19 protein-coding genes and 2 pseudogenes are annotated in these 20,532 nt (G+C 34.4%); 9 read left to right on the forward strand and 12 right to left on the reverse strand.

Annotated elements, in window-relative coordinates; translation table 11 throughout:
- Nucleotides 1–2 precede the first annotated feature (2 nt).
- Entirely contained in the window at nt 3–1,160 is a 1,158-nt protein-coding gene (metK, locus tag HOG88_RS01440; RefSeq protein ID WP_295002378.1) for a methionine adenosyltransferase, read from the reverse strand.
- A gap of 187 nt (nt 1,161–1,347) precedes the next feature.
- Here metK and HOG88_RS01445 point away from each other — a divergent pair, with 187 nt between their 5' ends.
- Complete coding sequence (locus HOG88_RS01445; protein ID WP_295002380.1) at nt 1,348–1,944, forward strand: peroxiredoxin; 597 nt, start codon at nt 1,348–1,350, stop codon at nt 1,942–1,944.
- A gap of 67 nt (nt 1,945–2,011) precedes the next feature.
- Here HOG88_RS01445 and HOG88_RS01450 read toward each other — a convergent pair whose 3' ends face one another.
- Both HOG88_RS01450 and HOG88_RS01455 read right to left on the reverse strand, forming a co-directional pair.
- Nucleotides 2,012–2,905 (reverse strand): DMT family transporter, encoded by an 894-nt coding sequence (locus tag HOG88_RS01450; RefSeq protein ID WP_295002382.1) that lies wholly within the window; start codon nt 2,903–2,905, stop codon nt 2,012–2,014.
- Nucleotides 2,898–4,172 carry an ATP-dependent RecD-like DNA helicase gene (locus HOG88_RS01455; RefSeq protein ID WP_295002384.1) on the reverse strand — a complete coding sequence of 425 codons (1,275 nt, stop codon included), beginning with the start codon at nt 4,170–4,172 and terminating at the stop codon, nt 2,898–2,900. Before HOG88_RS01455 ends, HOG88_RS01450 begins: the two co-directional genes overlap by 8 nt.
- Before the next feature lie 75 nt (nt 4,173–4,247).
- Between HOG88_RS01455 and HOG88_RS01460 the strand changes: the two genes are divergently transcribed.
- The 3 genes and pseudogenes from HOG88_RS01460 to HOG88_RS01470 form a co-directional block, all read left to right on the forward strand.
- Nucleotides 4,248–5,495: a diguanylate cyclase gene (locus HOG88_RS01460; protein ID WP_295002386.1), complete on the forward strand. Its 1,248-nt coding sequence runs from the start codon at nt 4,248–4,250 to the stop codon at nt 5,493–5,495.
- Nucleotides 5,496–5,539: 44 nt separating this feature from the next.
- Nucleotides 5,540–5,815 (forward strand): Na+/H+ antiporter NhaA, encoded by a 276-nt coding sequence (locus tag HOG88_RS01465; protein ID WP_295002388.1) that lies wholly within the window; start codon nt 5,540–5,542, stop codon nt 5,813–5,815.
- Nucleotides 5,816–5,864: 49 nt separating this feature from the next.
- Nucleotides 5,865–5,933: pseudogene (locus HOG88_RS01470) on the forward strand (hypothetical protein); the annotation flags it as partial.
- Nucleotides 5,934–6,032: 99 nt separating this feature from the next.
- Here the strand turns inward: HOG88_RS01470 and HOG88_RS01475 are convergent.
- The gene (locus HOG88_RS01475) at nt 6,033–7,031 is read right to left on the reverse strand and encodes a dipeptide epimerase (protein ID WP_295002390.1); all 999 of its coding nucleotides are present in this window, start codon (nt 7,029–7,031) and stop codon (nt 6,033–6,035) included.
- Nucleotides 7,032–8,162 carry a DUF819 family protein gene (locus tag HOG88_RS01480; protein WP_295002392.1) on the reverse strand — a complete coding sequence of 377 codons (1,131 nt, stop codon included), beginning with the start codon at nt 8,160–8,162 and terminating at the stop codon, nt 7,032–7,034.
- A gap of 87 nt (nt 8,163–8,249) precedes the next feature.
- On the opposite strand from HOG88_RS01480, the gene HOG88_RS01485 reads away from it, so the two are divergent.
- The gene (locus HOG88_RS01485; RefSeq protein WP_295002394.1) at nt 8,250–9,269 is read left to right on the forward strand and encodes a hypothetical protein; all 1,020 of its coding nucleotides are present in this window, start codon (nt 8,250–8,252) and stop codon (nt 9,267–9,269) included.
- A gap of 36 nt (nt 9,270–9,305) precedes the next feature.
- Nucleotides 9,306–10,049, forward strand: coding sequence for an exonuclease domain-containing protein (locus tag HOG88_RS01490; protein ID WP_295002395.1), 744 nt, complete (start codon nt 9,306–9,308; stop codon nt 10,047–10,049).
- Here HOG88_RS01490 and HOG88_RS01495 read toward each other — a convergent pair.
- Complete coding sequence (locus HOG88_RS01495) at nt 10,024–11,361, reverse strand: Na+/H+ antiporter NhaC family protein (protein ID WP_295002397.1); 1,338 nt, start codon at nt 11,359–11,361, stop codon at nt 10,024–10,026. The genes HOG88_RS01490 and HOG88_RS01495 overlap by 26 nt on opposite strands.
- A gap of 57 nt (nt 11,362–11,418) precedes the next feature.
- The gene (locus HOG88_RS01500; protein ID WP_295002400.1) at nt 11,419–12,039 is read right to left on the reverse strand and encodes an acyl-CoA acyltransferase; all 621 of its coding nucleotides are present in this window, start codon (nt 12,037–12,039) and stop codon (nt 11,419–11,421) included.
- Between the two features lie 53 nt (nt 12,040–12,092).
- On the opposite strand from HOG88_RS01500, the gene HOG88_RS01505 reads away from it, so the two are divergent.
- The 3 genes from HOG88_RS01505 (at nt 12,093) to HOG88_RS01515 (ending at nt 17,163) form a co-directional block, all read left to right on the forward strand.
- Complete coding sequence (locus HOG88_RS01505) at nt 12,093–12,764, forward strand: L,D-transpeptidase family protein (protein ID WP_295002402.1); 672 nt, start codon at nt 12,093–12,095, stop codon at nt 12,762–12,764.
- A gap of 315 nt (nt 12,765–13,079) precedes the next feature.
- Nucleotides 13,080–15,479: a hypothetical protein gene (locus HOG88_RS01510; RefSeq protein ID WP_295002423.1), complete on the forward strand. Its 2,400-nt coding sequence runs from the start codon at nt 13,080–13,082 to the stop codon at nt 15,477–15,479.
- Nucleotides 15,480–15,609: 130 nt separating this feature from the next.
- On the forward strand, nt 15,610–17,163 hold the full coding sequence (locus HOG88_RS01515) for an OmpP1/FadL family transporter (protein WP_295002425.1): 1,554 nt from the start codon (nt 15,610–15,612) through the stop codon (nt 17,161–17,163).
- A gap of 21 nt (nt 17,164–17,184) precedes the next feature.
- Here HOG88_RS01515 and HOG88_RS01520 read toward each other — a convergent pair whose 3' ends face one another.
- The 5 genes and pseudogenes from HOG88_RS01520 to HOG88_RS01540 all read right to left on the reverse strand — a co-directional run.
- Nucleotides 17,185–17,499, reverse strand: coding sequence for a hypothetical protein (locus HOG88_RS01520; RefSeq protein WP_295002427.1), 315 nt, complete (start codon nt 17,497–17,499; stop codon nt 17,185–17,187).
- 1 nt (nt 17,500) lies between these two features.
- Nucleotides 17,501–19,102, reverse strand: a complete 1,602-nt coding sequence (gene argS / locus HOG88_RS01525) for an arginine--tRNA ligase (protein WP_295002429.1) — start codon at nt 19,100–19,102, stop codon at nt 17,501–17,503.
- A gap of 3 nt (nt 19,103–19,105) precedes the next feature.
- Entirely contained in the window at nt 19,106–19,336 is a 231-nt protein-coding gene (gene tatA / locus HOG88_RS01530; RefSeq protein WP_295002431.1) for a twin-arginine translocase TatA/TatE family subunit, read from the reverse strand.
- Between the two features lie 75 nt (nt 19,337–19,411).
- A complete protein-coding gene (gene gmk, locus HOG88_RS01535) occupies nt 19,412–20,032 on the reverse strand; it encodes a guanylate kinase (RefSeq protein WP_295002433.1) in 621 nt (206 codons plus the stop codon).
- A pseudogene (locus HOG88_RS01540) lies at nt 20,032–20,532 on the reverse strand (DNA topoisomerase IV); the annotation flags it as partial. The gene gmk and the pseudogene HOG88_RS01540, both read right to left, overlap by 1 nt.

The raw sequence follows: 20,532 nt of genomic DNA on the forward strand, positions 1-20,532 counted from the left end.
CACTAAAGAGATAAATACTCTTTAATCTCAGCGACTCTGTCTAGTTTTTCCCAAGTAAAGCCATCTTCTTCACGGCCAAAGTGACCATAAGCTGCGGTGTTTCTATATATAGGTTTTAGTAAGTCTAAAGACTTAATAATACCAGCAGGGGATAAATCAAAAAGCTCTTTTACACACTCTTCGATTTTTTCTTCGTCAACTTTTCCTGTTCCATGAGTATCTACCATAATAGATACAGGCTGAACAACACCAATTGCATAAGCAACTTGAATTGTAGCTTTGTCACATGAACCTGCAGCAACAAGATTTTTTGCAACATGACGAGCTGCATATGCAGCTGAACGATCAACTTTAGTAGGATCTTTTCCACTAAATGCTCCACCACCGTGAGGACATGAACCACCATAAGTATCCACTATAATCTTACGACCAGTAAGACCAGCATCACCTTGCGGTCCGCCAATTACAAACTTACCAGTTGGGTTGATATGAAAAATAGTATTTTCATCCATCATGTCAGCAGGGATAACATGCTTAATTACTTCTTCTATCATATCTTTGTGAATCTGTTCTTGACTAATTCCATCGTGGTGCTGAGTCGAAATAACAACAGTCTCAACCGCTACTGGTTTGTCATCTACATATCTTACACTTATTTGTGCTTTTCCATCAGGACGTAGATAAGGAACGATACCCTCTTTACGTACTAGTGCCAGTCTTTGTGTTAAGCGGTGCGCTAAGTGAATTGGTAAAGGCATAAGAACATCTGTCTCACGACAAGCATATCCAAACATCAGACCTTGATCTCCAGCACCAATCTCGCCATTAGCTTGATCTACACCTTGATTAATGTCTGGTGATTGTTCACCTATTCCATTTAATACAGCTGCCGCTCTATAGTCAAAGCCATATTGAGCATCAGTGTATCCTATTTCTTGAATAACTTTTCTAGCAATCTCTTGCATAGGGGCATAAGCCGTTGTCTTCAATTCGCCTGCAATTACACAAAAACCATTAGACACTAATGTCTCACAAGCAACACGTGCTTGTGGGTCTTTCTCAATAATATAATCCAAAATTGCATCACTAATTTGATCTGCCATCTTATCAGGGTGCCCTTCTGTTACAGACTCTGAAGTAAATATATACTCTTTTGTCATCGATTTTCCTTATTGAAGTATAGGTTCTAGCCCTATAAATCGATGAAAGTATATCTAAGAATTAATTAATAAAATTTGTATACAAAAAATAAATATTTTCTTTAAGTAATTTCTTTCAATTATGAATCAGAGTGTTATTAGTTTACTTTAGCTAGAATGGCACATACAAAACTAAAGGACATTATATATGTTAGTAACTAATCAAGCTCCAGACTTTACAGCAACAACAGTTTTAGGTGACGGTTCAATCGTTGAAGATTTCAAATTATCAGAGAATATGGGAAAGAAAGGTACAGTTTTATTTTTCTATCCACTAGACTTTACATTTGTTTGCCCATCAGAACTTATCGCTTTTGATCACAGACTTCAAGAATTTAAAGACCGTGGTGTTGAAGTTATCGGTTGTTCAGTAGATAGCCAATTTTCTCATTTTGCTTGGAGAGAAACTCCAATTAATAATGGTGGTATTGGCCGTGTTGGTTATCCTCTTGTAGCTGACCTTACAAAACAAATTTCTAAAGATTACGATGTACTTTTTGGTGAAGCAGTTGCGCTGCGTGGTTCATTTTTAATTGATGGTAATGGTGTTGTTCGTCATTCAGTAGTTAATGATTTACCACTTGGTCGTAACATTGATGAAATGATTCGTATGGTAGATGCAATGCAGTTTACTGATGAGCATGGTGAAGTATGTGCTGCTGGTTGGACAAAAGGTGACGAAGGTATGAAGGCTACAACTGAAGGTGTTGCTGAGTATCTTGGTAAGCACGAGGGTGACTTATAATCATCACTCCACCCTAAGAAGTAAGTACTACTTACTTCTTAACTTCTTTGTCTAGTTATTTTACATATCATTTTTTACTTTTATTTCCTACTAAAATACCACCTAAAACAATTAATCCTATACCTATAAACATCATAATATCTGGAAAAACATCACCAAGCATCCAGCCAAAACCAATTGCGAAAGGAATATTAGTATAAGAGATTACACCTATTATACTTAGGTTTGTAGCACTATATGCTTTTGTGAGTAACCACTGTGATACAACAGAAATTACACCCATAAAAGCAATAAGCCCCCACACTTTAAATGAACTCGGATAACTAAACACTGGAAATAAAAATGAAAGAGACTCTGGTCCATCTACAAAAGGAGCAAGGAAAAAAAACAGTGCTGGCAACAGAGTCCCTATTCCCACAAAAGAGAGTACAATCACCCTAGCATCGTAAATGTCTTTTATCTTTTTTATGGTCGTATAAGCTGCTGCTGCAAAGAATCCACCCAATATCCCTAAAAAATGCTCATATGATATACTCATCCCCATAGGCTTAACTATAAATACAACTCCTAAAAAACCTATTAAAAGTGCGACCAGTGTAGTTTTATTTAGCTTTTCTTTAAGAAGATAGTAAGCTAAAATACTCACAAAAAGTGGTGAAGTTTTGTTAAGAGTTATCGCTTCTCCAAGAGGGATGGTTGCAATTGTATAGAAAAAAAGTATCATGGCAGAAAAACCAAAAACTCCACGAGTTATAAGCAAGTACCACTTTCCACCACTCAGAGTTGGAGGAGTATGCTTAAGTGCATAAAGAATCAGTCCAACTCCTATAATATTTCTGAAAAAGACTATTTCCATAGCTGACATATCATCAGTAAGTATCTTTGAAACTGCCCCATTCAGTGCTGATACAAGAGCACCAAAAAGCATATATAATATGCCTTTATCTATTGCTTTAAACAATGTATTCTTTTTTATTTTTCACAAATGCCATTGCCCTCTCATTAGCATATGCTAAAGAATGCCACTGTTTTTGAGGTGCTATAAGGTTTAGGTTACTCGGATTTGAACTACGTGAAAGTGCTACATAAAACTGTGAGGGAGCAAATATCTCGTTTGTTTCTATTATTAAGTCTTCTATGCTCATTCCCTGTGACTTATGAATGGTTATCGCAAACGCCAACTTGATTGGGAACTGATAAATGGTAAAAATGTTCTCTTCTATCATCTCTTTTTTTCCATCTATTGTTTTTTCATTCCACTTGGCTTTGCTCTGTGCCACTGATTCCAGTTTTATGATTTTCCCATCACTCTTTTGCACATAGATGTATGTTGCCTCTACATTGACTACCACTGCTCTTTCACCATTAAAATAGTTCCACGAGTTTCTTGTAAAGAGCACCGGACAACCTACCTTCAACTCCAACTCTTTTTCTATCCTTGCATCATTCATAAATCGCTCGATTTCATTCTCTTTTGTGGACTTGTTATGTTTGATTATTTGTGCTTCTTTGATAAAAAGTTCGCTTTGGATAAATTCAAGTTGTTTTTTGTTATGTCTCTGTGCTGAGATATTTTTTCCAAAAAGAAATGTAAACTTACTTCCATCATTTGGCAAAGGCTTAATATATTCATTTAGATAGTTATGCACTTGTTCATTGACAAGACCAAAACGCACATGGTTTAAAAGTTCTATAAATTTTTTGTCATCAGTTCTATATATATGTGTAAGTTCTATCTTCTGGAATGCTGATATATTCCATGAAGAAGACTCAAATGCAAATCTGACTTCACTGCTTCCACGGACAACAGGAGGAAGCTGTAAAAAATCACCTACAACTAAAAGTGTACCGTTAAATTCTGCCTGATGTAAACGCAGGGATATCATTTCAAAAAGAGTATCACTTACCATGGATATTTCATCTATAACTATGAGACTCATTGATAAAATAAGTTTTTTAACTTTATTTTTTATCTCGTACTTACCCTTAGTTTTTAAATCCTCCATATCTGAAGCGATACCTAAATCTAAAAAACTATGGAGTGTTTGACCACCTATAAGTGTTGCAGCCATTCCAGTTGAGGCAAGTTTTGCTACTTTTTTTGCTTCATTTTCATAGTGACATATTATCTCTCGAGTAATTGTTGTTTTCCCAACTCCAGCACCTCCTGTTAAGAAGACATTATTCCCATTTAGTAGTTTTTCTATTGCCATCTCAAGATAATTCATTCAATTATTATATCTATTATCACTATAATTTCAGATGAATTATAGTATTATAGCTAGAAGAATTATGGAGAAATTATGACTGAACGAGTATTAATAGTAGAAGACAACAAAGCACTGGCAAAATTAATATCTAGAAAAATAGAGACTTCTTTAAAATATCAGGTAGATATTGCCTACACATTTTCCGAGGCTAAGTTATTTCTAAAAAGGTACACATACTTTTTAACACTTCTTGACATCAACCTTCCTGATGCTCCCAATGGTGAAGTCGTCGATTATGTTTTAGAAAAAGGCAATCGAGCTATCGTTCTAAGTGGAACTATAGACAACGAATTTCGTCAACAAATGCTTCAAAAAAACATTATAGATTATGTCAATAAAAGTGGCTCAAAAGATGTAAACTATATTATTCAAACTATTCAAAGACTAAAAAAAAATACAAACCATAAAGTTCTCGTCGTAGATGATTCTATAGTGTTTCGAAAACAGTTGCAACGTATGTTAGAAAATATGTTTTTTATTGTTACGGCTGTTGCACATGGAGAAGAAGCAATAAGCCTAATAGGACGCGATACGGACTTTTCACTTGTTTTAACAGATTATAATATGCCTGTTATGAATGGCCTAGAACTCACAAGGGAGCTTAGGAAAAAATATAATAAAAATGAGCTAGGCATCGTTGCTATTTCTTCAAATGAAGATAATGAAATAAATTCTGTTTTTTTAAAAGAAGGGGCAAGCGACTACATCAAGAAGCCTTTTTTAAAAGAAGAATTCTCTTGTCGAATTAATAATTCAATAGAAGCTTTAGAAAATATACAAATTATAACAAATCATGCAAATCGCGACTTTTTAACTGGACTTTATAACCGCCGATTTTTCTTTGGAAATATGAATGAATATATAGAAAATAGGCAACTTCATAGTGAAGAATTTGCACTTGCAATGATAGATATAGACTATTTTAAAAAAATAAATGATACATATGGTCATGATGTAGGTGATAAAGTGATAGTAGCACTTTCAGAGGTACTAAGATCATCTACAAACCATAAAGACCTAGTATCTCGTTTTGGTGGAGAAGAGTTTTGTATTGTTCTCAAAAACATCAACCATAACAGTACTTTAGATATTTTTCAACGTATAAGACAAGATGTAGAAGACTTTATATTTAGAGTTGATCCCTCAACTACAATTAAGTTCACTATTTCTATTGGCGTAGCCATTCATAACAATAATTCACTCGAAGATATTATCGCTCAAGCAGATATGATGTTACATAAGGCAAAGAGTTCTGGTCGAAACATGGTAGTTTTTGAGTAATCTAGCAGTTTTTACGGGAAGTAGTTTATAAAGGCCAGAGTAAAATGAAAATATATGCACCATGGGGAAAAGCCTTCAATAAAGTCGCAACACCATTTGAACACTTTATTCATGCTCAGACTACAACTGGTTTAGTTTTGATAGTCATGACTTTTATCGCACTTTTACTTGCCAACACTCCTTTGACTGAAACATATGTCCACTTTTTTCATATGAAAGTAGACCTTTGTGTTGGTTCTTGGTATCTCTCTCATACTGTACATCATTGGATAAACGATGGTCTCATGGCTATTTTTTTCTTTATGTTGGACTTGAAATAAAACGCGAAGCTTTAATGGGAGAGCTCTTGTTACTTTTCTTGTAGCTCTTGCTATTGTAGATGATATTGGTGCTGTAATTGTCATAGCTGATTTAGCATATTTAGGTAACGAATCATGAATCTCTCAAGCTGAAATTGGAATACTCTGTGCCTCTCTATTTGCAGGAGTATTTGGATATATTTGGTTACATTATGTAGCTAAGAGCGAAATTTAATCTTTAAAAACTAATAACTGCTCCATCAAAATGAAAGTCCAATTCAGAAGAAGCCTCTCTATAAAGAAGAGGACTATCTAAGTCTACATACTTTATAACATCTCTATAGTTAAATGCGAGGTACAGAGCTGCATTTATAGAGTATGGTCCTTCGAGCATAGAACCTAACATACAGTCTATACCTTTTTCTCGTGCATACTCTAGAATCTCTACGGCCTTACTTACACCACCACATTTCATAAGTTTGATATTTATCATGTCTGCACTTTTAGACTCTACAATTGTTTTCACCTCATCAAGTGTAAATGCAGACTCATCTGCTAATAAAGGAGTTTTTGTAGCGTTTCTAATCTCTTTGAGACCCTTTAGGTCACTTGCCACAACTGGCTGTTCTATAAGTTCTAAGCCTAAATCATCCGTCGCGTTTACATACAGAAGTGAATCTTCTAAACTCCAGGCTTGATTCGCATCTATGAGTAGTCTTGCATTTTGTAATTTTGTTGAGAATTCTTTTGTAACTTCTATAGCATGGTTGATGTCCTTGCCAAGTTTTACTTTTAGTATATCCATACCTCGACAGAGAGCATCTTTTGCATCGCTCAGCATTCTCTCTTTTGGATTAAAGCTTATAGTTATATCTGTTTTGATACTCTCAAAATTCTCCAGTTTAAAGTAACCCATTAGAGAGAGTATTGCTATATCAAGAGAGGCTTTTGCACTTGAACCAATAGATGAATTATGTAGTGCAGTCATTGCATCTTGGAGTTGTAAGCCGATAAGTTCATCCTTAATACTCTTGATGGAATGAAGTATAGTTTCTATGTCTTCGCCTGTAATGGCAAAAGTAGCAGGTGCTTCACCTATACCAATACTTCTATCACTACATTCTATACTAACACGCACAAACTCAATGTCTTCTACTCGTCTTAAAGCAGTGATAAATGGTGTTTTAAGGGCAATGTATTTTACCTCTGTTGTTATTGTAGATATTATTTTATTCATTTAGCTTGTTATTCCTATTAAAATATTTCCTACCAGTAATCCACCAAACGTACCTATGATATACCCCATGATTGCCATAAGCACACCTACACTCACAAGGTTCTTATTATAAGTTGCTGCAAGTATGGGAGCTGAAGCTACTCCTCCTATATTTGAAAGTGAAGCGACTGCTATTGAAAACAGATCAAGTTTAAAAACCTTTGCCCCCACAATCATAATAGCCGCATGAATAGCTAAAATACTAAAACCTGCTCCAACATAAACACCCAGTCCACTAAAACTTTGGATAACTGCCTTTGAACCGATGAGAGCTATAATTATATAGAGCATAGAAGTAGCCACCTCACTCGATCCATTTAAATCTTTTAATTTTGTAAATGAAGCCCCAATTCCTAAGAGAGTCGCCATGATAACAGTTGTTGTGGGCGTGTTTAGTATTGAGATTATTGTACTTATATATTGTGCTAAAAAAGAAGCTACTAGAGATAAAAGAATTAAAAGCCAGTACCGCTTAGCTCCCATATTACAAGCACATGCTATATCACTTACATAGGCTAAATTCGTATCACTTGAAGTAAATTTGTTAAAGTACTTTGCAAAAGGAACAAGAAAAAGAAGTAACATCACCCATAGGGTATAATTTACACTATCGACAACAAAAGCATAAGCAAAAGCTTCTTCACTTACTCCAAGTGCGGAACCCACAGCTATCATATTTGCTGTACCGCCCATCCAACTTCCCGCAAGTGCTCCAAATGCAGCTGACATTTCAGGTGAAAAATTAAATATTATTGCAACTACTATAAATCCAATACCTAGAGATAAGACAGCTAAGACATAAGCTATCAGTAAAGATTTTCCAAGTTTGAAAAAGTGTTTAAAATCAATACGCATAAGCATCAAAAAAAGCATCGCAGGGAGTAAGTTTGACTTTGTTAGCTTATATATGGAATTCACTTCTTCGTTGAACTCAAAAACACCACTTGTAGCGAGTATCATGCTTGAAGCATATATCATGACAATAGCTGGAACTAGCTTGAAAACTCTAAATTTAAGTTTTGTCTCAATACTGTATAAAGCAGTAGCTATAAATGCAAGAGTCAAAAGGTATATATACGGATTACTAATCAAATTGTTGCCTATATTTTTTTATAAGTTTAGCGAACTATCTGTTATAATATATACAAGATAATAAAATAATTCACAAAGATGGAACATATGGATAATTTAGAAGCTTTTAATTTACTCGGGAATGGTGTTATAACCTTTAAAAATAAAAAGATTGAACATATAAACCAGTATATGTTAGAAGTCCTAAACATTGAATTTCTTAGCAAGAAAAATGGCATTGATATTTTTCTCAAAACTATTAATATAGAAAATGAAGAAAATCTATTTTTGTTTTTCTGTAACTACGAGTATTTTAAATATATCGGTAAAACAATTATTATCTCACAAAAAAAATATGATAATTTAGACATATTCTCATTTATGCTAATCACTCATTCTTTGCTCGGTACGATACAAAACTATGAGAAAGAGCACGTGCTAGATCACAAGAAAGTTGACACAATAAATATTGATTCTAAAGTCGCAAAATTTTATAAAGTTAATGAAATATCGCAAATAACAGTATTGACTTTATATAAAGGTCTTCCTTTAAAAAATCTTGGTAAGATTCTTAGGCTAAGTGAAAACTCTATAGAGATATTAGTAGACCATAAGCATCATATTTCACTCCTCCAAAGTGATGATATTTTACTTATTTCTAATACTAAAAGAGGGAAATTTGTTGTTCATGGGCATGTTGCCAATACACATGAGAATATCTTTACAATTAATAATTTTGTTTTAGTAAAAAAAGATGCGCACCTAAGACAATCTATTAGAATAAAGCCTACGTTTAAAGTAATTGTAGAAGTTACAGATACTAATTATAAAGTTTTAGAGTTTACAGTACACGATTTATCAGAAAAAGGTATTAGTATAGCTATATCCAAAGAAGAAGAAGAATTTTTAAAAAATAAAACTTCAATGTCAATTACTCTTTATGAAGATAAACTCCCTATTCAAACAAAGTATCTTAAAACTATTTATAATAAAGACGGGCAAGTAATAAAAATCATATTTTTAATTATAAGTATAAATAAAAGTAGTAAAAAAATTCATGAATACCTTACTAAACAGCAAAATAATATTATTAATGAAGTGCATAACTATGCAACAAGCAATGAATAACAAGATATTCGACATTTAAATAAAAAAGGCTAAACATTGGCAGCAAAATATATAATTCTAGACACAGAAACAACAGGCACAGGAGACAATGACCGCGTTATACAATTAGGTTATATCGTTCTTGGTACTAAACCCATAGAAGTTCATAATGAATTCAACTCTACTGATGTTCCAATAAATTTTGGGGCAATGGAAGTGCATGGAATTACTCCGGACTTACTTGAAGGAAAACCTGAGTGTACGGAGACTTCTGCATATAAAAGGCTCCTCGATCTCAATAATAACGAAAATTATCTCATCATTCATAATGCACCATTTGATGTTAAAATGCTTCAAAAAGAGGGCTTTACTCCCCAAATGAAGATTATAGATACACTGAGAGTAGCAAAACATATACTTCCAGATGAAGATGCTCACAGACTTCAATATTTTAGATATAAAATGGAACTATACAAAGAAGAAGAGAAAGAAGCAGCAGCTCTTGGTGTAGTTGTAAAGGCTCATGATGCGATAGGTGATGTTCTTGTTCTAAAGTTACTCCTTTCAAAACTAAAAGAGAGCGTTACTCTACTTTATCCTAGAGAAAATCCAGTGGAAAAAATGGTCGACCTTACTAGTACACCTATATTAGTCAAAACATTTAGGTTTGGAAAACATAAGGGAAAAGAGTTAGTCGAAGTAGCGAGAGAAGATGCTGGCTACCTAAGATGGATGCTAAGCTCCATGGATAACCTCGATGATGACATGAAGTACTCTATAAATATTGCATTGGGTCAATAGCAAAAATAATAAATAAACTTAATGCGATTACTCCACTGATAAGTGCATAAGGTAGTTGTGTTTTCACATGATCCATCACTTCACAATCTGAAGCCATCGAAGAAATAATAGTAGTATCAGAAATAGGTGAACAATGATCACCAAAGACACCTCCACTTATAACAGCTCCTATTGCTAAGGCTACATCAGTGTCCATACCTACTGCCATAGGAATGGCTATAGGTATCATAATACTAAATGTTCCCCAAGATGTGCCTGTTGAAAATGACATCAAAGAACTTAGTAAAAAAATACTTCCTGCTAAAAAGTATGGATTTACATTCTCAGTAGCTAAAGTTGAAAGATAGACACCAGTTTTAAGTTCTCCTGTCACATTCCCGATTCCAAAGGCAAAGACTAATATAAATGAAATTGGAACAAAACTTTTTGCACCTTTGTAAGCAGTACTACTCCACTCACGAAGGGATAAGTTCTTAGTACCCACATAGTAAAAAAGTATAAATACAAATGTACTTAACATAGTGTAAAAAATAGAAGATGAACCACTTCCTTTGAGTATTTCACCATTACCCGTAATATATAAAAATACAAAGACTAAACTAACCATTAAAAAAATAGGTAAAAGCATATAATACATACTTGAGGGTCGATGCTCTTTGTCTACATTTACTTTAGCTTTATAAACAGTTTCTTTCATAGCACCTATTTCAAAGTTGAAGTATATAAATGTAAATGTGACAATTAGTGCAGATATAGCATAGAAGTTATACATCAAAGAGTTTATTAAAAGTGTTGTTGAATTTTCCTGAATATATCCTTGAGATATTTGTGTATTTAACAATCCTAAAAGAAGTGCTCCGTAACCATTAAGTACTATAAGTGAGCCTATGGGTGCAGAAGTTGAGTCACATACAAAGGCTAACTTTTCATGAGGTATTTTGTATTTATCGCAGAGTGGTTTTCCAACTGCTCCCGAAACAAGTGCTGTTATTGAAGTTTCAACAAATATAACAACACCTAAAATATAACTAACCATCAATGCTGAACGCTCAGATTTAATTATCTTTTTTTGATGTAACATGAAATTCACAAAACCATGTACTCCACCGCTCTTTTGAATAAGTGCCATAATTGCACCTGCTAAAATAACAAAAGCCAAGGTTTTAAGTATCCATCCTTCACTTAGTAAAAAAGTAAAAAGAGTATATAAGGCTTCAAGTGATGCAAGAACATCATAATTATTAAGTATGAAAAGACCGACACAAATACCACTAAACAAGGATACAATCACATTCTTTGTGTAAAGTGCCAAGACAATAGCAAGGAGAGAAGGGAGTAAAGATAATGCAGAGAGTTCTATAAATATTTCCTAAAACTCTAAGGACAGTAGTACAAGACCAGCACGTCCAAACTTTTCTTTATAAAGTTCACACTCTAGTTGAGAGACTTCTTTAAATCCAAGTTTTGTATAAAATAATTTTGCATCTAGAGAGCCTATTTCTATCATTGTTTGTGCGATTCTATAGCCTTTTAATCGTGCTGTTAAAAGTGATTTTTGCATCAATTCTTTTAAAATTCCTACATCTATAAAACCCTCAAGTTCTTCCATAAAGTCAAACATTAATGTTCTGTTATTTAAATTAAAATCACAACAGTACATAACAGAAAGAGCTTCATCCATTTCATCGACACCAATTTCTTGGAGTGCTTTTAAAAATGTTTCTTTAGTAGCTATTCTTGGTTCATAGCTACAAAGTGTTCCAACACTTTTCCCATCCATCTCTGCTATTAAAAAATTACTATAGTTACAGTGACTTTTTGCATTGGTAACTGTTAGCTTTTCTAGATACTCTAAAATAACTTTATCATCGTTTGTTTTAAAAAGTAAATCGAAAAGACCATCTTTTTTTCCAGCACGTGAACTTTGTAAAATCATCTGTGCTAAAAATGAACTATCAATAACAGTAGCCTTACGTATTTTAATACCCATAATATTTTCCAATATTTAATTTAAATCATATAATAGTAATAGTACCATACTTTATGATAAAAAGTTTCTTAATTTTACTAAATACCTCAATTTTACTATTTTCATCTCAACAAATACTTCTAGTTACTGCAGATGACTTCAACACGTCAAAAGCAAGCTTAAATTGTTATGAAGATGATAAACTAATTTTCTCTAATATAAAAGTGAATATTGGGAGGACGGGCTTAGCATGGGGGCTTGGGGACCATAGTATACAACATGACTCTAGAGAACCTATAAAATATGAAGGTGATGGGAAAGCCCCAATAGGTATCTTTAAGCTCACTGATATATTTGGATACTCAAGTGTAAACAACTTTTCTTTACCCTATTTATATACATCAAAGGAACTTATCTGTGTTGATGACTCCAAATCAAACTTCTATAATCAAATCATTCAAGCACATGGAAATGAGAAAAGTTTTGAGTACATGAAACGCAAAGACTCACAATATACTTTAGGTGTGGTTATAGGGCATAATGGACAAGCTATTTCAAGACGAGGTTCTTGTATATTTTTACATGTTCAAAAAGAGGAAGGTGCATCAACGGCTGGTTGCACATCGATGAAATATGGTGATTTAAAAAAGATAGTTAACTGGTTAGATAAAAAGAAAAAACCTCTTTTAATACAAGTACCAAAAAAGTATCTCCAAGAAGTGAAAGAACTTATTAAAAAGTTCTAGTCGTCATCCTCGTCTTCATTTTCATGTTATTATAAATATTTCAGACCTTGACTCAAAAGTTAGTGATTCATTTAGTCTTACCCTTCCCAATCACGTGTTTATAGTGTGTACATTAGTAACATGGATATCTCTCTATTTTTTACACATAAATACACTACACACATGGATTACAGCCGTTTCTATACCAATTTCAGTCATACACTAAATAAAAAAATGTTATAAATTAAGCTCTCTATACATTAGATTTTTTTATAATATATGAAATTTAAATATAGGGTTTTGTTATTTTAATGCAAAATTCTAGCAAGGAAACTCATGTTACATTTAAAATCGTATGTTGGATCAGTTCTATTAGCAGCTCTTCTTTTACAAGGTTGTGGTTCAAGCGAATCAGAGAACACAACAGTTACTTCCAAGGTTTCTGCTTCAGTTATTCAAGCAGAAAATACTATTGATGCAATTAATGAAGCATTTGTAGGTTTAGATGAAAACTCAACACAAGAAGAAGTTGATGCAGCCACAAGAGAAGCAAAACTTTTAGCTAGTCAACCTGTTTCATCAACTCAAACTGCTACACAGACAGCTGGTTTATTTTCTAAAATTACTGATAAAGTTAAAGATAAAGTTAAAGATGGTCTTGTAAAAGTACTAGATACAAAACTTGGTGACAAAGTTACAACTGCTGCTTTTGATGTTGTACTTAACTCCGAGGGTGTTACTGTTGTTATGCTTGATTTAGCACGTAAGTCTGAGACAACTTCACAAATCATGATTAACTCTATGGAAGCAGACTGGGGTTTAGCTGAAAAAATGTGTCCTATGCTTCGCGGGAGTACAGAGTTTGGTGAAAAATTTACTGCACTTGCAGAAGAACGTGACATCATAGGTCGTTTCTTCTTTGAAAGAATAGACGCAAATATGTACGGCTGTTTAACAGATGCCATGCTTCTTTCAAACAATGATGCTGTACATGATGGAAGTGTTTCACACTCTACAAATGCATATATGGGTCTTTTAATGGATCGTTATGCAAATGACTACTTCATTACTCCAACTGGTTCAACAGCTGTGCGTCGTGCTGATAAGTTTGTTTCTTTACTTTTAAACACAGGTGCTAATGCAACTTATGATGCAAATACTAAGACTTTTACAGGTCATGGTGATGCAAATGAACTTATAAATGAAAAATTCTTCTACTCACTTTTCAAAACACCAGAAACAACAGACTCTTTTGTCTCTGCAATGGATAAAGTAAAATCAGCTGATGCAGCTAATGGAACTAATACACTTACTATGCTTATGGACAACATCTTTCTTGGCAAACCAAATGGTGCTGGTGAAGCTGATACTATACAAGGTTACTTAAACATAATCGCTATAGGTTCTGGTATGTATGATGGAATTTATGGCGAAGCTAATGCTGAAGGTACTCGTTCTGGTGCTTATGGTTTTGGTGCTTACTCTGGAGCATTTATTGGTTTTGCAGGTCTTATTCCATCTGATCGTTACATGACTTATGCTAGAGCATTTATGAATGCTGGCTATAAGTATGCTGAATTTCATGGTATAAATGTTTGGGGTACTGCACTTGATAGTGCAACTACTGTTGCTCAAGCTGCATGGGATGCTTATACTGCTCCAACTGATGTAGCAGCAACTCCTTCTCCTGCTCGTTCAGCTGGTTTAGGGCTTACAGGTTCAGACTGGTATGATGATATTTTTGACCTTATGCTTAGTGCATGGTCAAGTGTAAGTCTTGCAGACCTTAGTTCCGCACTATTAAGTAGTGATCAATCTGTTATGGCTGAGTTAACTGATCAAGGTAATACTGCATACTCAATTTTTGTAGATGGTCGTAATGCTGATGGAAGTAAAAATGAAGCTTATATGACTACAATTACTAATCCTAATTATATTCCATCGACTCAAGATGGAATAGAAAATGACAATGTCTATGGGATACATGGTCTCATTGAATTAGCTATGCAAGAAGATATTTTTTATGTTACTTGCGGTAGTAGTGCAACTGATATAACTACCTCTTTTGAAAATTCACTTGGATACACTTGTGATAACAATGTAAGTTACACTATGGCTCATGCTAAAGCTGCGTTTACTTTACCAGCATTTAACGAACTTACTTGGGAATTTGCTTACGGTACTGCAACTAATGGTGCAATGGCTTACTATGATAACAATGTTGATGCTAATTGGCTCGCTGACTTAAGTTCAAATGAACTAGTTCGTGAATACTTTTATCCATCTGCTAAAAATATTTATATTCCGAACTGGTTGCTCGCTGTTGATTGGCTAAGTGCCCCTGCAAACTTTAAAAATACAAATGTTGCTAAAACTAACTTTGACTTTAATGCTGGGTACTTTGATATCTATGTAACTTCAATAAATGAGACTCTGTTTCATGTTACTGATGAAAACAATGTAACAACAACTGGCGACATTGATTTAGTTACGGTTGCTGGTACTGTTAAAACTATTGAAATATCTAAAGTTGATATGGGTAACGATGATATTATCGCTGTTGATGAAGATGGTCTTGATATTACTGGTCTTAATGTTTATAAAATCCGTGCTATTACACCAGAAGATACTCAAGCTCTTATGAACTACCTATCAGATCTAAGTGATAGTGCATTAAGTGCTATCGGACTTGACTCTTCAAACACTGCTAATGTAGATACTACGGTAGCACCGTAAGTAGCTAATTCCTTATTCGCTTATATGTAAACCAGCTTTAAGCTGGTTTACTCTACTTTACACTCTAAGAAATTTTTCTCTTAATATTCAGTAGAATTTTAATACAAAAATTTTCAACAATAGGCTTTATATGTTAAAAAAAACTCTTTTACTATCACTGTCTGCTACTTTACTGCTTGCCACAAACGGTGTTAACATGGTAGGTACTTCTACGGTTTCTCGTTCTATGGGTGGAACAGGTGTAGCCTTTTACTCTCATGCAACAGAAGCTATGCATAAAAATATCTCAATGCTTGGCGACATAGAAAAAGATGAATTTCAGTTTGATATGACTATTTTTAGTGCCACAGTGAATTCAACTGTCTATGATAAAATGCCACTCAATGCAAATCTAGTGCTTCCAAATCTCCCTAGTTACGACAATCCAATAACAGCGACAAGTGCAAATATGTTCGATACTAACTTCATACCATCAATGACTTATGCAACTCGTATATTTGATGAACTAGTATTTGGATTTGCAATTATAGGAGCTGCTGGTATGGCAACACAGTATGAGGGTGAGTATTCACAGCGTCAGTTAAACTCTTCAATGTTACTTATGAAAATAATTCCAGGTTTTTCGTATAGACAAGGTAATACAACCTTTGGTTTTGCACCCGTTTTAGGTCTTGGTTCTTTAAGCTTAAATTATGATGATCGTTACCTAGATGAAAGTGGTAATTCTTATGATTATGGTACAAAACCACAATCACAGCGTGAGGGTATATTTGGAACTAATGTTGGAGGAAGTGAATTAGAATCCGCTATTGGCTATACTGTTGGAATGGATGTCAAAGTAACTCCAAAACTACGTATAGGTGCAACTTATAACTCTGCTTTAAAAAATACCTATAGAGAAGTTGCAAATTTTTCGCAGTTTGGACCAAATGGAATGGTCTACATGGCTGATGAATGGATGAGAAATAATACAGGAGCAGGACTAACAACAGGTGATGTCAGTACTATTGGTGTTCAATTAATGGATAATGTAGCCTTTTCAACTATTCCAAATGCACAGGATATAGCAGATACTATTCAAAAACTTTCTGGAGCTGGTAGTATTACAGATGCACTTGCTGCAACGAATCCAGATCACCGAGATGATTTAACAATGGAACAGCCTTGGGAAATAGCAGTTGGCTTCGCTTATGATATATCTAATAAAATGGTTGTGACATTTGATTATCGTTATATTGCATGGGGAACGGCTGAAGGTTATAGAGATTTTGGCTGGGATAGCCAACATGTTTATGCTTTTGGTATGCAACACACAGGAAAAGATTATGTCCTACGTGCAGGTTATTCCTATGCTGATTCACCTATCCCAAATACTACTGATGAATTTGGAGCAGTCTTGACAGATGTGCAAGGTACACTTGTATTTAAACAGGCAGTTTCTATGTTAAATATGGTAGGGTTTCCTGCTATTTCAACCACACATTTTAGTGTTGGTGGAGGTTATGCCTTTGATGAAGATATAGATTTTGACCTTGCCATGATGTACTCGCCAACAGCAACTGCAACTCGCTCTGGTTCACTAAATCCAGTTGAACTAGGATTTGAAGCTGTAGATATGCCTTATGAATATCAAACAACTATGCAACAACTAAGCCTCTCTTTTGGTATTAACTATAAGTTCTAAAAGTATTTCTTACAATATAAACTAGTCATCGTCCTCATCATCTTCAAGCAAATCGCTCATGTCTAAGACTTTTGGCTTTGCCTTCACCGCTGTCAATTCACTGAGGTCTTCTACTGGAATATCAAGAGCCATCGAAACAAAAGACATAAGAGCATTATCATCAACAATCTCTTGACATGCCTCAGATGTAGTATAAATAGTTAGTATCTTATTTGTAAACAATATATCTTTAGGTTGTATTTTCAAGTCTGCTGCAATCTCATGTAGATCAGGACGAGTGAGGTGTATACCTTCTACTTTCATAGAGAAACCTGTTCTATTATCTGGAATTATCATTTTATACTTCCTCTTCTTTAACCATCTTATCTTTAGCTGCAATTCCCATAAGAGAAAGACCAGTTTTTATACTTAAAGCAACAACAAGTATAAGCTTGAGTAGTTTTGCTTCATCATCTGTACCTATCATTCTTACATCATAGTAAAACTTGTGTAAAGATGCCGCTAATGACTTTAGGTAATCAGGTAGTTTTTGTACTTGACGAGAATTAAAAGCGTCTTCAACAATCTCAGGAAGTAAAAGAGCGTCAAAAAGTAAGATATCTGCACTCTCACCCAAGTTTTTAAGCTCGGCTGCATTTATCTCGTCTTTTGAAACAGTAGCCTTGCTCAGTAATGTTTGAATACGAGCATGTGCATACTGAATGTAAAAAACAGGATTTGAGCTATCTTGCTTTTTAAACTCAGCTAAATCAAACTCTAATGCAGTATCAGACTTCTTAGATGCAAAGATGAAACGCAGAGCATCAGAACCGATCTCTTCAACTATGTCACTCATAAGGATTACATTACCTGCGCGCTTACTCATTTTGTAAGGTTCACCATCTTTTAAAAGAGAAACCATTTGAGAAAGAAGTACTTCAAGTTTATTTGAATCATAGCCGAGAAAATCTATAGCTGCGTTTACTCTCGGGATATACCCATGGTGGTCAGCTCCCCAGATATTTATGTAATGATCATAGCCTCGTTCAAACTTTTGGTTGTGATAGACTATGTCACCAGCTAAGTAAGTTGGACGACCATCATCACGAACAACTACTCTATCGTGATCATCACCCTTAGACTCAGACTTTATCCAAAGCTTCTCTTCTTTCTCATAAACATTGTCACCCATCTTCTTCATTACTCTATCCCAGTCAGCATAGAGACCAGACTCATGAACAAAAGTATCAAAATGGATGTTAGTGTCAGCTAAAGAATCAACTACGATGTCCATTACTTTATCTTTAGCCCACATTGCAAGTTCTTTTTGGCGAGATTCATCATTTAGAATTTCAGCTCCAAAATGTTCTTTTGCACCTGAAGCTAAAGACTCAAGATACTCACCTCTATAATAAGACTCAGGATACTCAACGTTATCTTCTTTTAAAATATTTTCACGAGCATACAGTTGAATAGAGAGACCAAGTAAATCTATCTGATTTCCAGCATCATTAACATAATACTCTGCAGTAATGTCATAACCTAAATGTTTTGCTAAACGGTAAAGTGTATCTCCGTAAACAGCACCACGTGCATGACCTATATGAAGAGGTCCAGTAGGGTTTGCAGATACAAATTCTAAAAGTATTTTTTGATTTTTGTCTTGCTTAGCAAATGCACTTGGATTATCTAATGCCCAAGATGCATACTCAGCTAAAAAGCCCTCACTTAAACGAAAGTTTATATAACCTTTAACAGACTCAACACTTGAAAACTCTGGAGACTCTGTAAAAGATGCAACTAAATCTTCTGCAATTATCATAGGGGATTTTTTCAACTCTTTAGCAAGTGAAAATGCTATAGGAGTCGCAAAGTGACCAAAAGAACGATCACGTGGTTTTTCTAAAACAACCTCTCGACCTAGCTTTTCGCGCAATAGCGCCGATACACGTTGTTTCATATATTATACTTTTGTTGTTGTGTCAGTTGTTTCAGCAGAAGCTACTTCTTCACTACCTTCAACTTTTTTAGGCTCATCTGCTGCGATCTCTTCATCAACCTCTTTCATTTCGCTCTTAAAGTTTTTGATTCCTTTTCCAAAACCTTTTGCTAAGTCAGGTATTTTCTTTGCTCCAAAGAGAAGAACAATTATTCCAAATATTATTACTAGTTCTGTTGTACCAGGCATGCCCATTATATATTTCCTTTTATAAAATTAAGTTGTGAGTATATCGCTACTTTGCTGTAACTTCTCTTATCGAGGCTATTACTATATCTCTTCCCATCCTTGCACAAAAGTATTTATCCTGTCGTGAGGGATCTTTAATCGTGCTGTGATTGCTACTTTTTTAAGAACTGATGCAGCTGTTTCCAAGTCATCATTTACTATAAAATAATCAAATTCAGAAACCCTTTGTATCTCTCTAATCGCCATTTTAACACGTCGATTAATTACTTCTTGTGAATCAGTAGAACGGTTTTTCAGTCGTCTTTGCAGTTCAGACAAACTAGGTGGTGTAACAAATACTGAAGTAGTTATATCACCTAGTCTATTTTTGATAGCCATATTACCTTGAACATCTATATCAAAGATAACTAACTTACCATCTGCCAGTGCTTTTTTTACTGGTTTTATAGATGTCCCATAGTAGTTACCATGAACTGATGCATACTCTAAGAAATTATCATTTTCTATGTCTTTTTCAAATTCTTCTTTTGTAGCAAAATGGTAATGTACATCTTGTACTTCCCCTTCTCTTATGGGACGAGTCGTCGTAGAGATTGAAAAGTAATAATCACCAATGGCATCAGATATCTTATTTATTAAAGAACTTTTACCAGCTCCACTTGGTCCAGATAAAACTAAAACTACTCCATTTTTCTCAACCACTATTGATCACCCAGAGTAATGTTAATACTTATTTTCATCCCTTTCATAGAAGCTGCGACATCTTTATCACTTAAAGCTGTTAGAAGTTTCTTTAAAGCTTCTATACCATTATTATCAGATGTTTCTTCTTTAATGCTATCTGTAACAACTTCTTCGTTTACTTCATTCTCTTCTTCAGAACTTTCTTCTACTAACTCATCAATGATTGAGCCTTCTTCTTCTACTTCTTCACCAATCGCAATTTTAAGGTCTTTACTCGTTAAACCGTCAAACACATTCATATCATTCTCAACTATATTTAAAAGGGTCTCTGCATCAACCTCACTTTCTAATTCTTCTTCACTCAACTCATCAACAGCATTCTCTATTTGAGCTTCTATATCTAGTTCCTCTTCCTCTTGGGCCGGAGCTTCTTCAGGTTCTTCTTCTAGGTCTAGTGATAACTCTTCGTCTAGCTCAAGATCATCTTCTCCTAAATCTAAATCGTCTAAGTCTAGTTC

It is taken from the genome of Sulfurimonas sp. (assembly GCF_018698455.1).
Classification (GTDB): domain Bacteria; phylum Campylobacterota; class Campylobacteria; order Campylobacterales; family Sulfurimonadaceae; genus Sulfurimonas.

Bases quoted from the DNA above. Each gene is read 5' to 3' on its own strand.
- HOG88_RS01515 (WP_295002425.1), top strand. From the start codon at position 15,610: ATGTTAAAAAAAACTCTTTTACTATCACTGTCTGCTACTTTACTGCTT.
- HOG88_RS01445 (WP_295002380.1), top strand. From the start codon at position 1,348: ATGTTAGTAACTAATCAAGCTCCAGACTTTACAGCAACAACAGTTTTA.
- HOG88_RS01475 (WP_295002390.1), bottom strand. From the start codon at position 7,031: ATGAATAAAATAATATCTACAATAACAACAGAGGTAAAATACATTGCC.
- HOG88_RS01455 (WP_295002384.1), bottom strand. From the start codon at position 4,172: ATGAATTATCTTGAGATGGCAATAGAAAAACTACTAAATGGGAATAAT.
- HOG88_RS01500 (WP_295002400.1), bottom strand. From the start codon at position 12,039: ATGGGTATTAAAATACGTAAGGCTACTGTTATTGATAGTTCATTTTTA.
- HOG88_RS01505 (WP_295002402.1), top strand. From the start codon at position 12,093: ATGATAAAAAGTTTCTTAATTTTACTAAATACCTCAATTTTACTATTT.
- HOG88_RS01520 (WP_295002427.1), bottom strand. From the start codon at position 17,499: ATGATAATTCCAGATAATAGAACAGGTTTCTCTATGAAAGTAGAAGGT.
- argS (WP_295002429.1), bottom strand. From the start codon at position 19,102: ATGAAACAACGTGTATCGGCGCTATTGCGCGAAAAGCTAGGTCGAGAG.
- tatA (WP_295002431.1), bottom strand. From the start codon at position 19,336: ATGGGCATGCCTGGTACAACAGAACTAGTAATAATATTTGGAATAATT.
- HOG88_RS01460 (WP_295002386.1), top strand. From the start codon at position 4,248: ATGACTGAACGAGTATTAATAGTAGAAGACAACAAAGCACTGGCAAAA.
- HOG88_RS01510 (WP_295002423.1), top strand. From the start codon at position 13,080: ATGTTACATTTAAAATCGTATGTTGGATCAGTTCTATTAGCAGCTCTT.
- HOG88_RS01485 (WP_295002394.1), top strand. From the start codon at position 8,250: ATGGATAATTTAGAAGCTTTTAATTTACTCGGGAATGGTGTTATAACC.
- HOG88_RS01465 (WP_295002388.1), top strand. From the start codon at position 5,540: ATGAAAATATATGCACCATGGGGAAAAGCCTTCAATAAAGTCGCAACA.
- metK (WP_295002378.1), bottom strand. From the start codon at position 1,160: ATGACAAAAGAGTATATATTTACTTCAGAGTCTGTAACAGAAGGGCAC.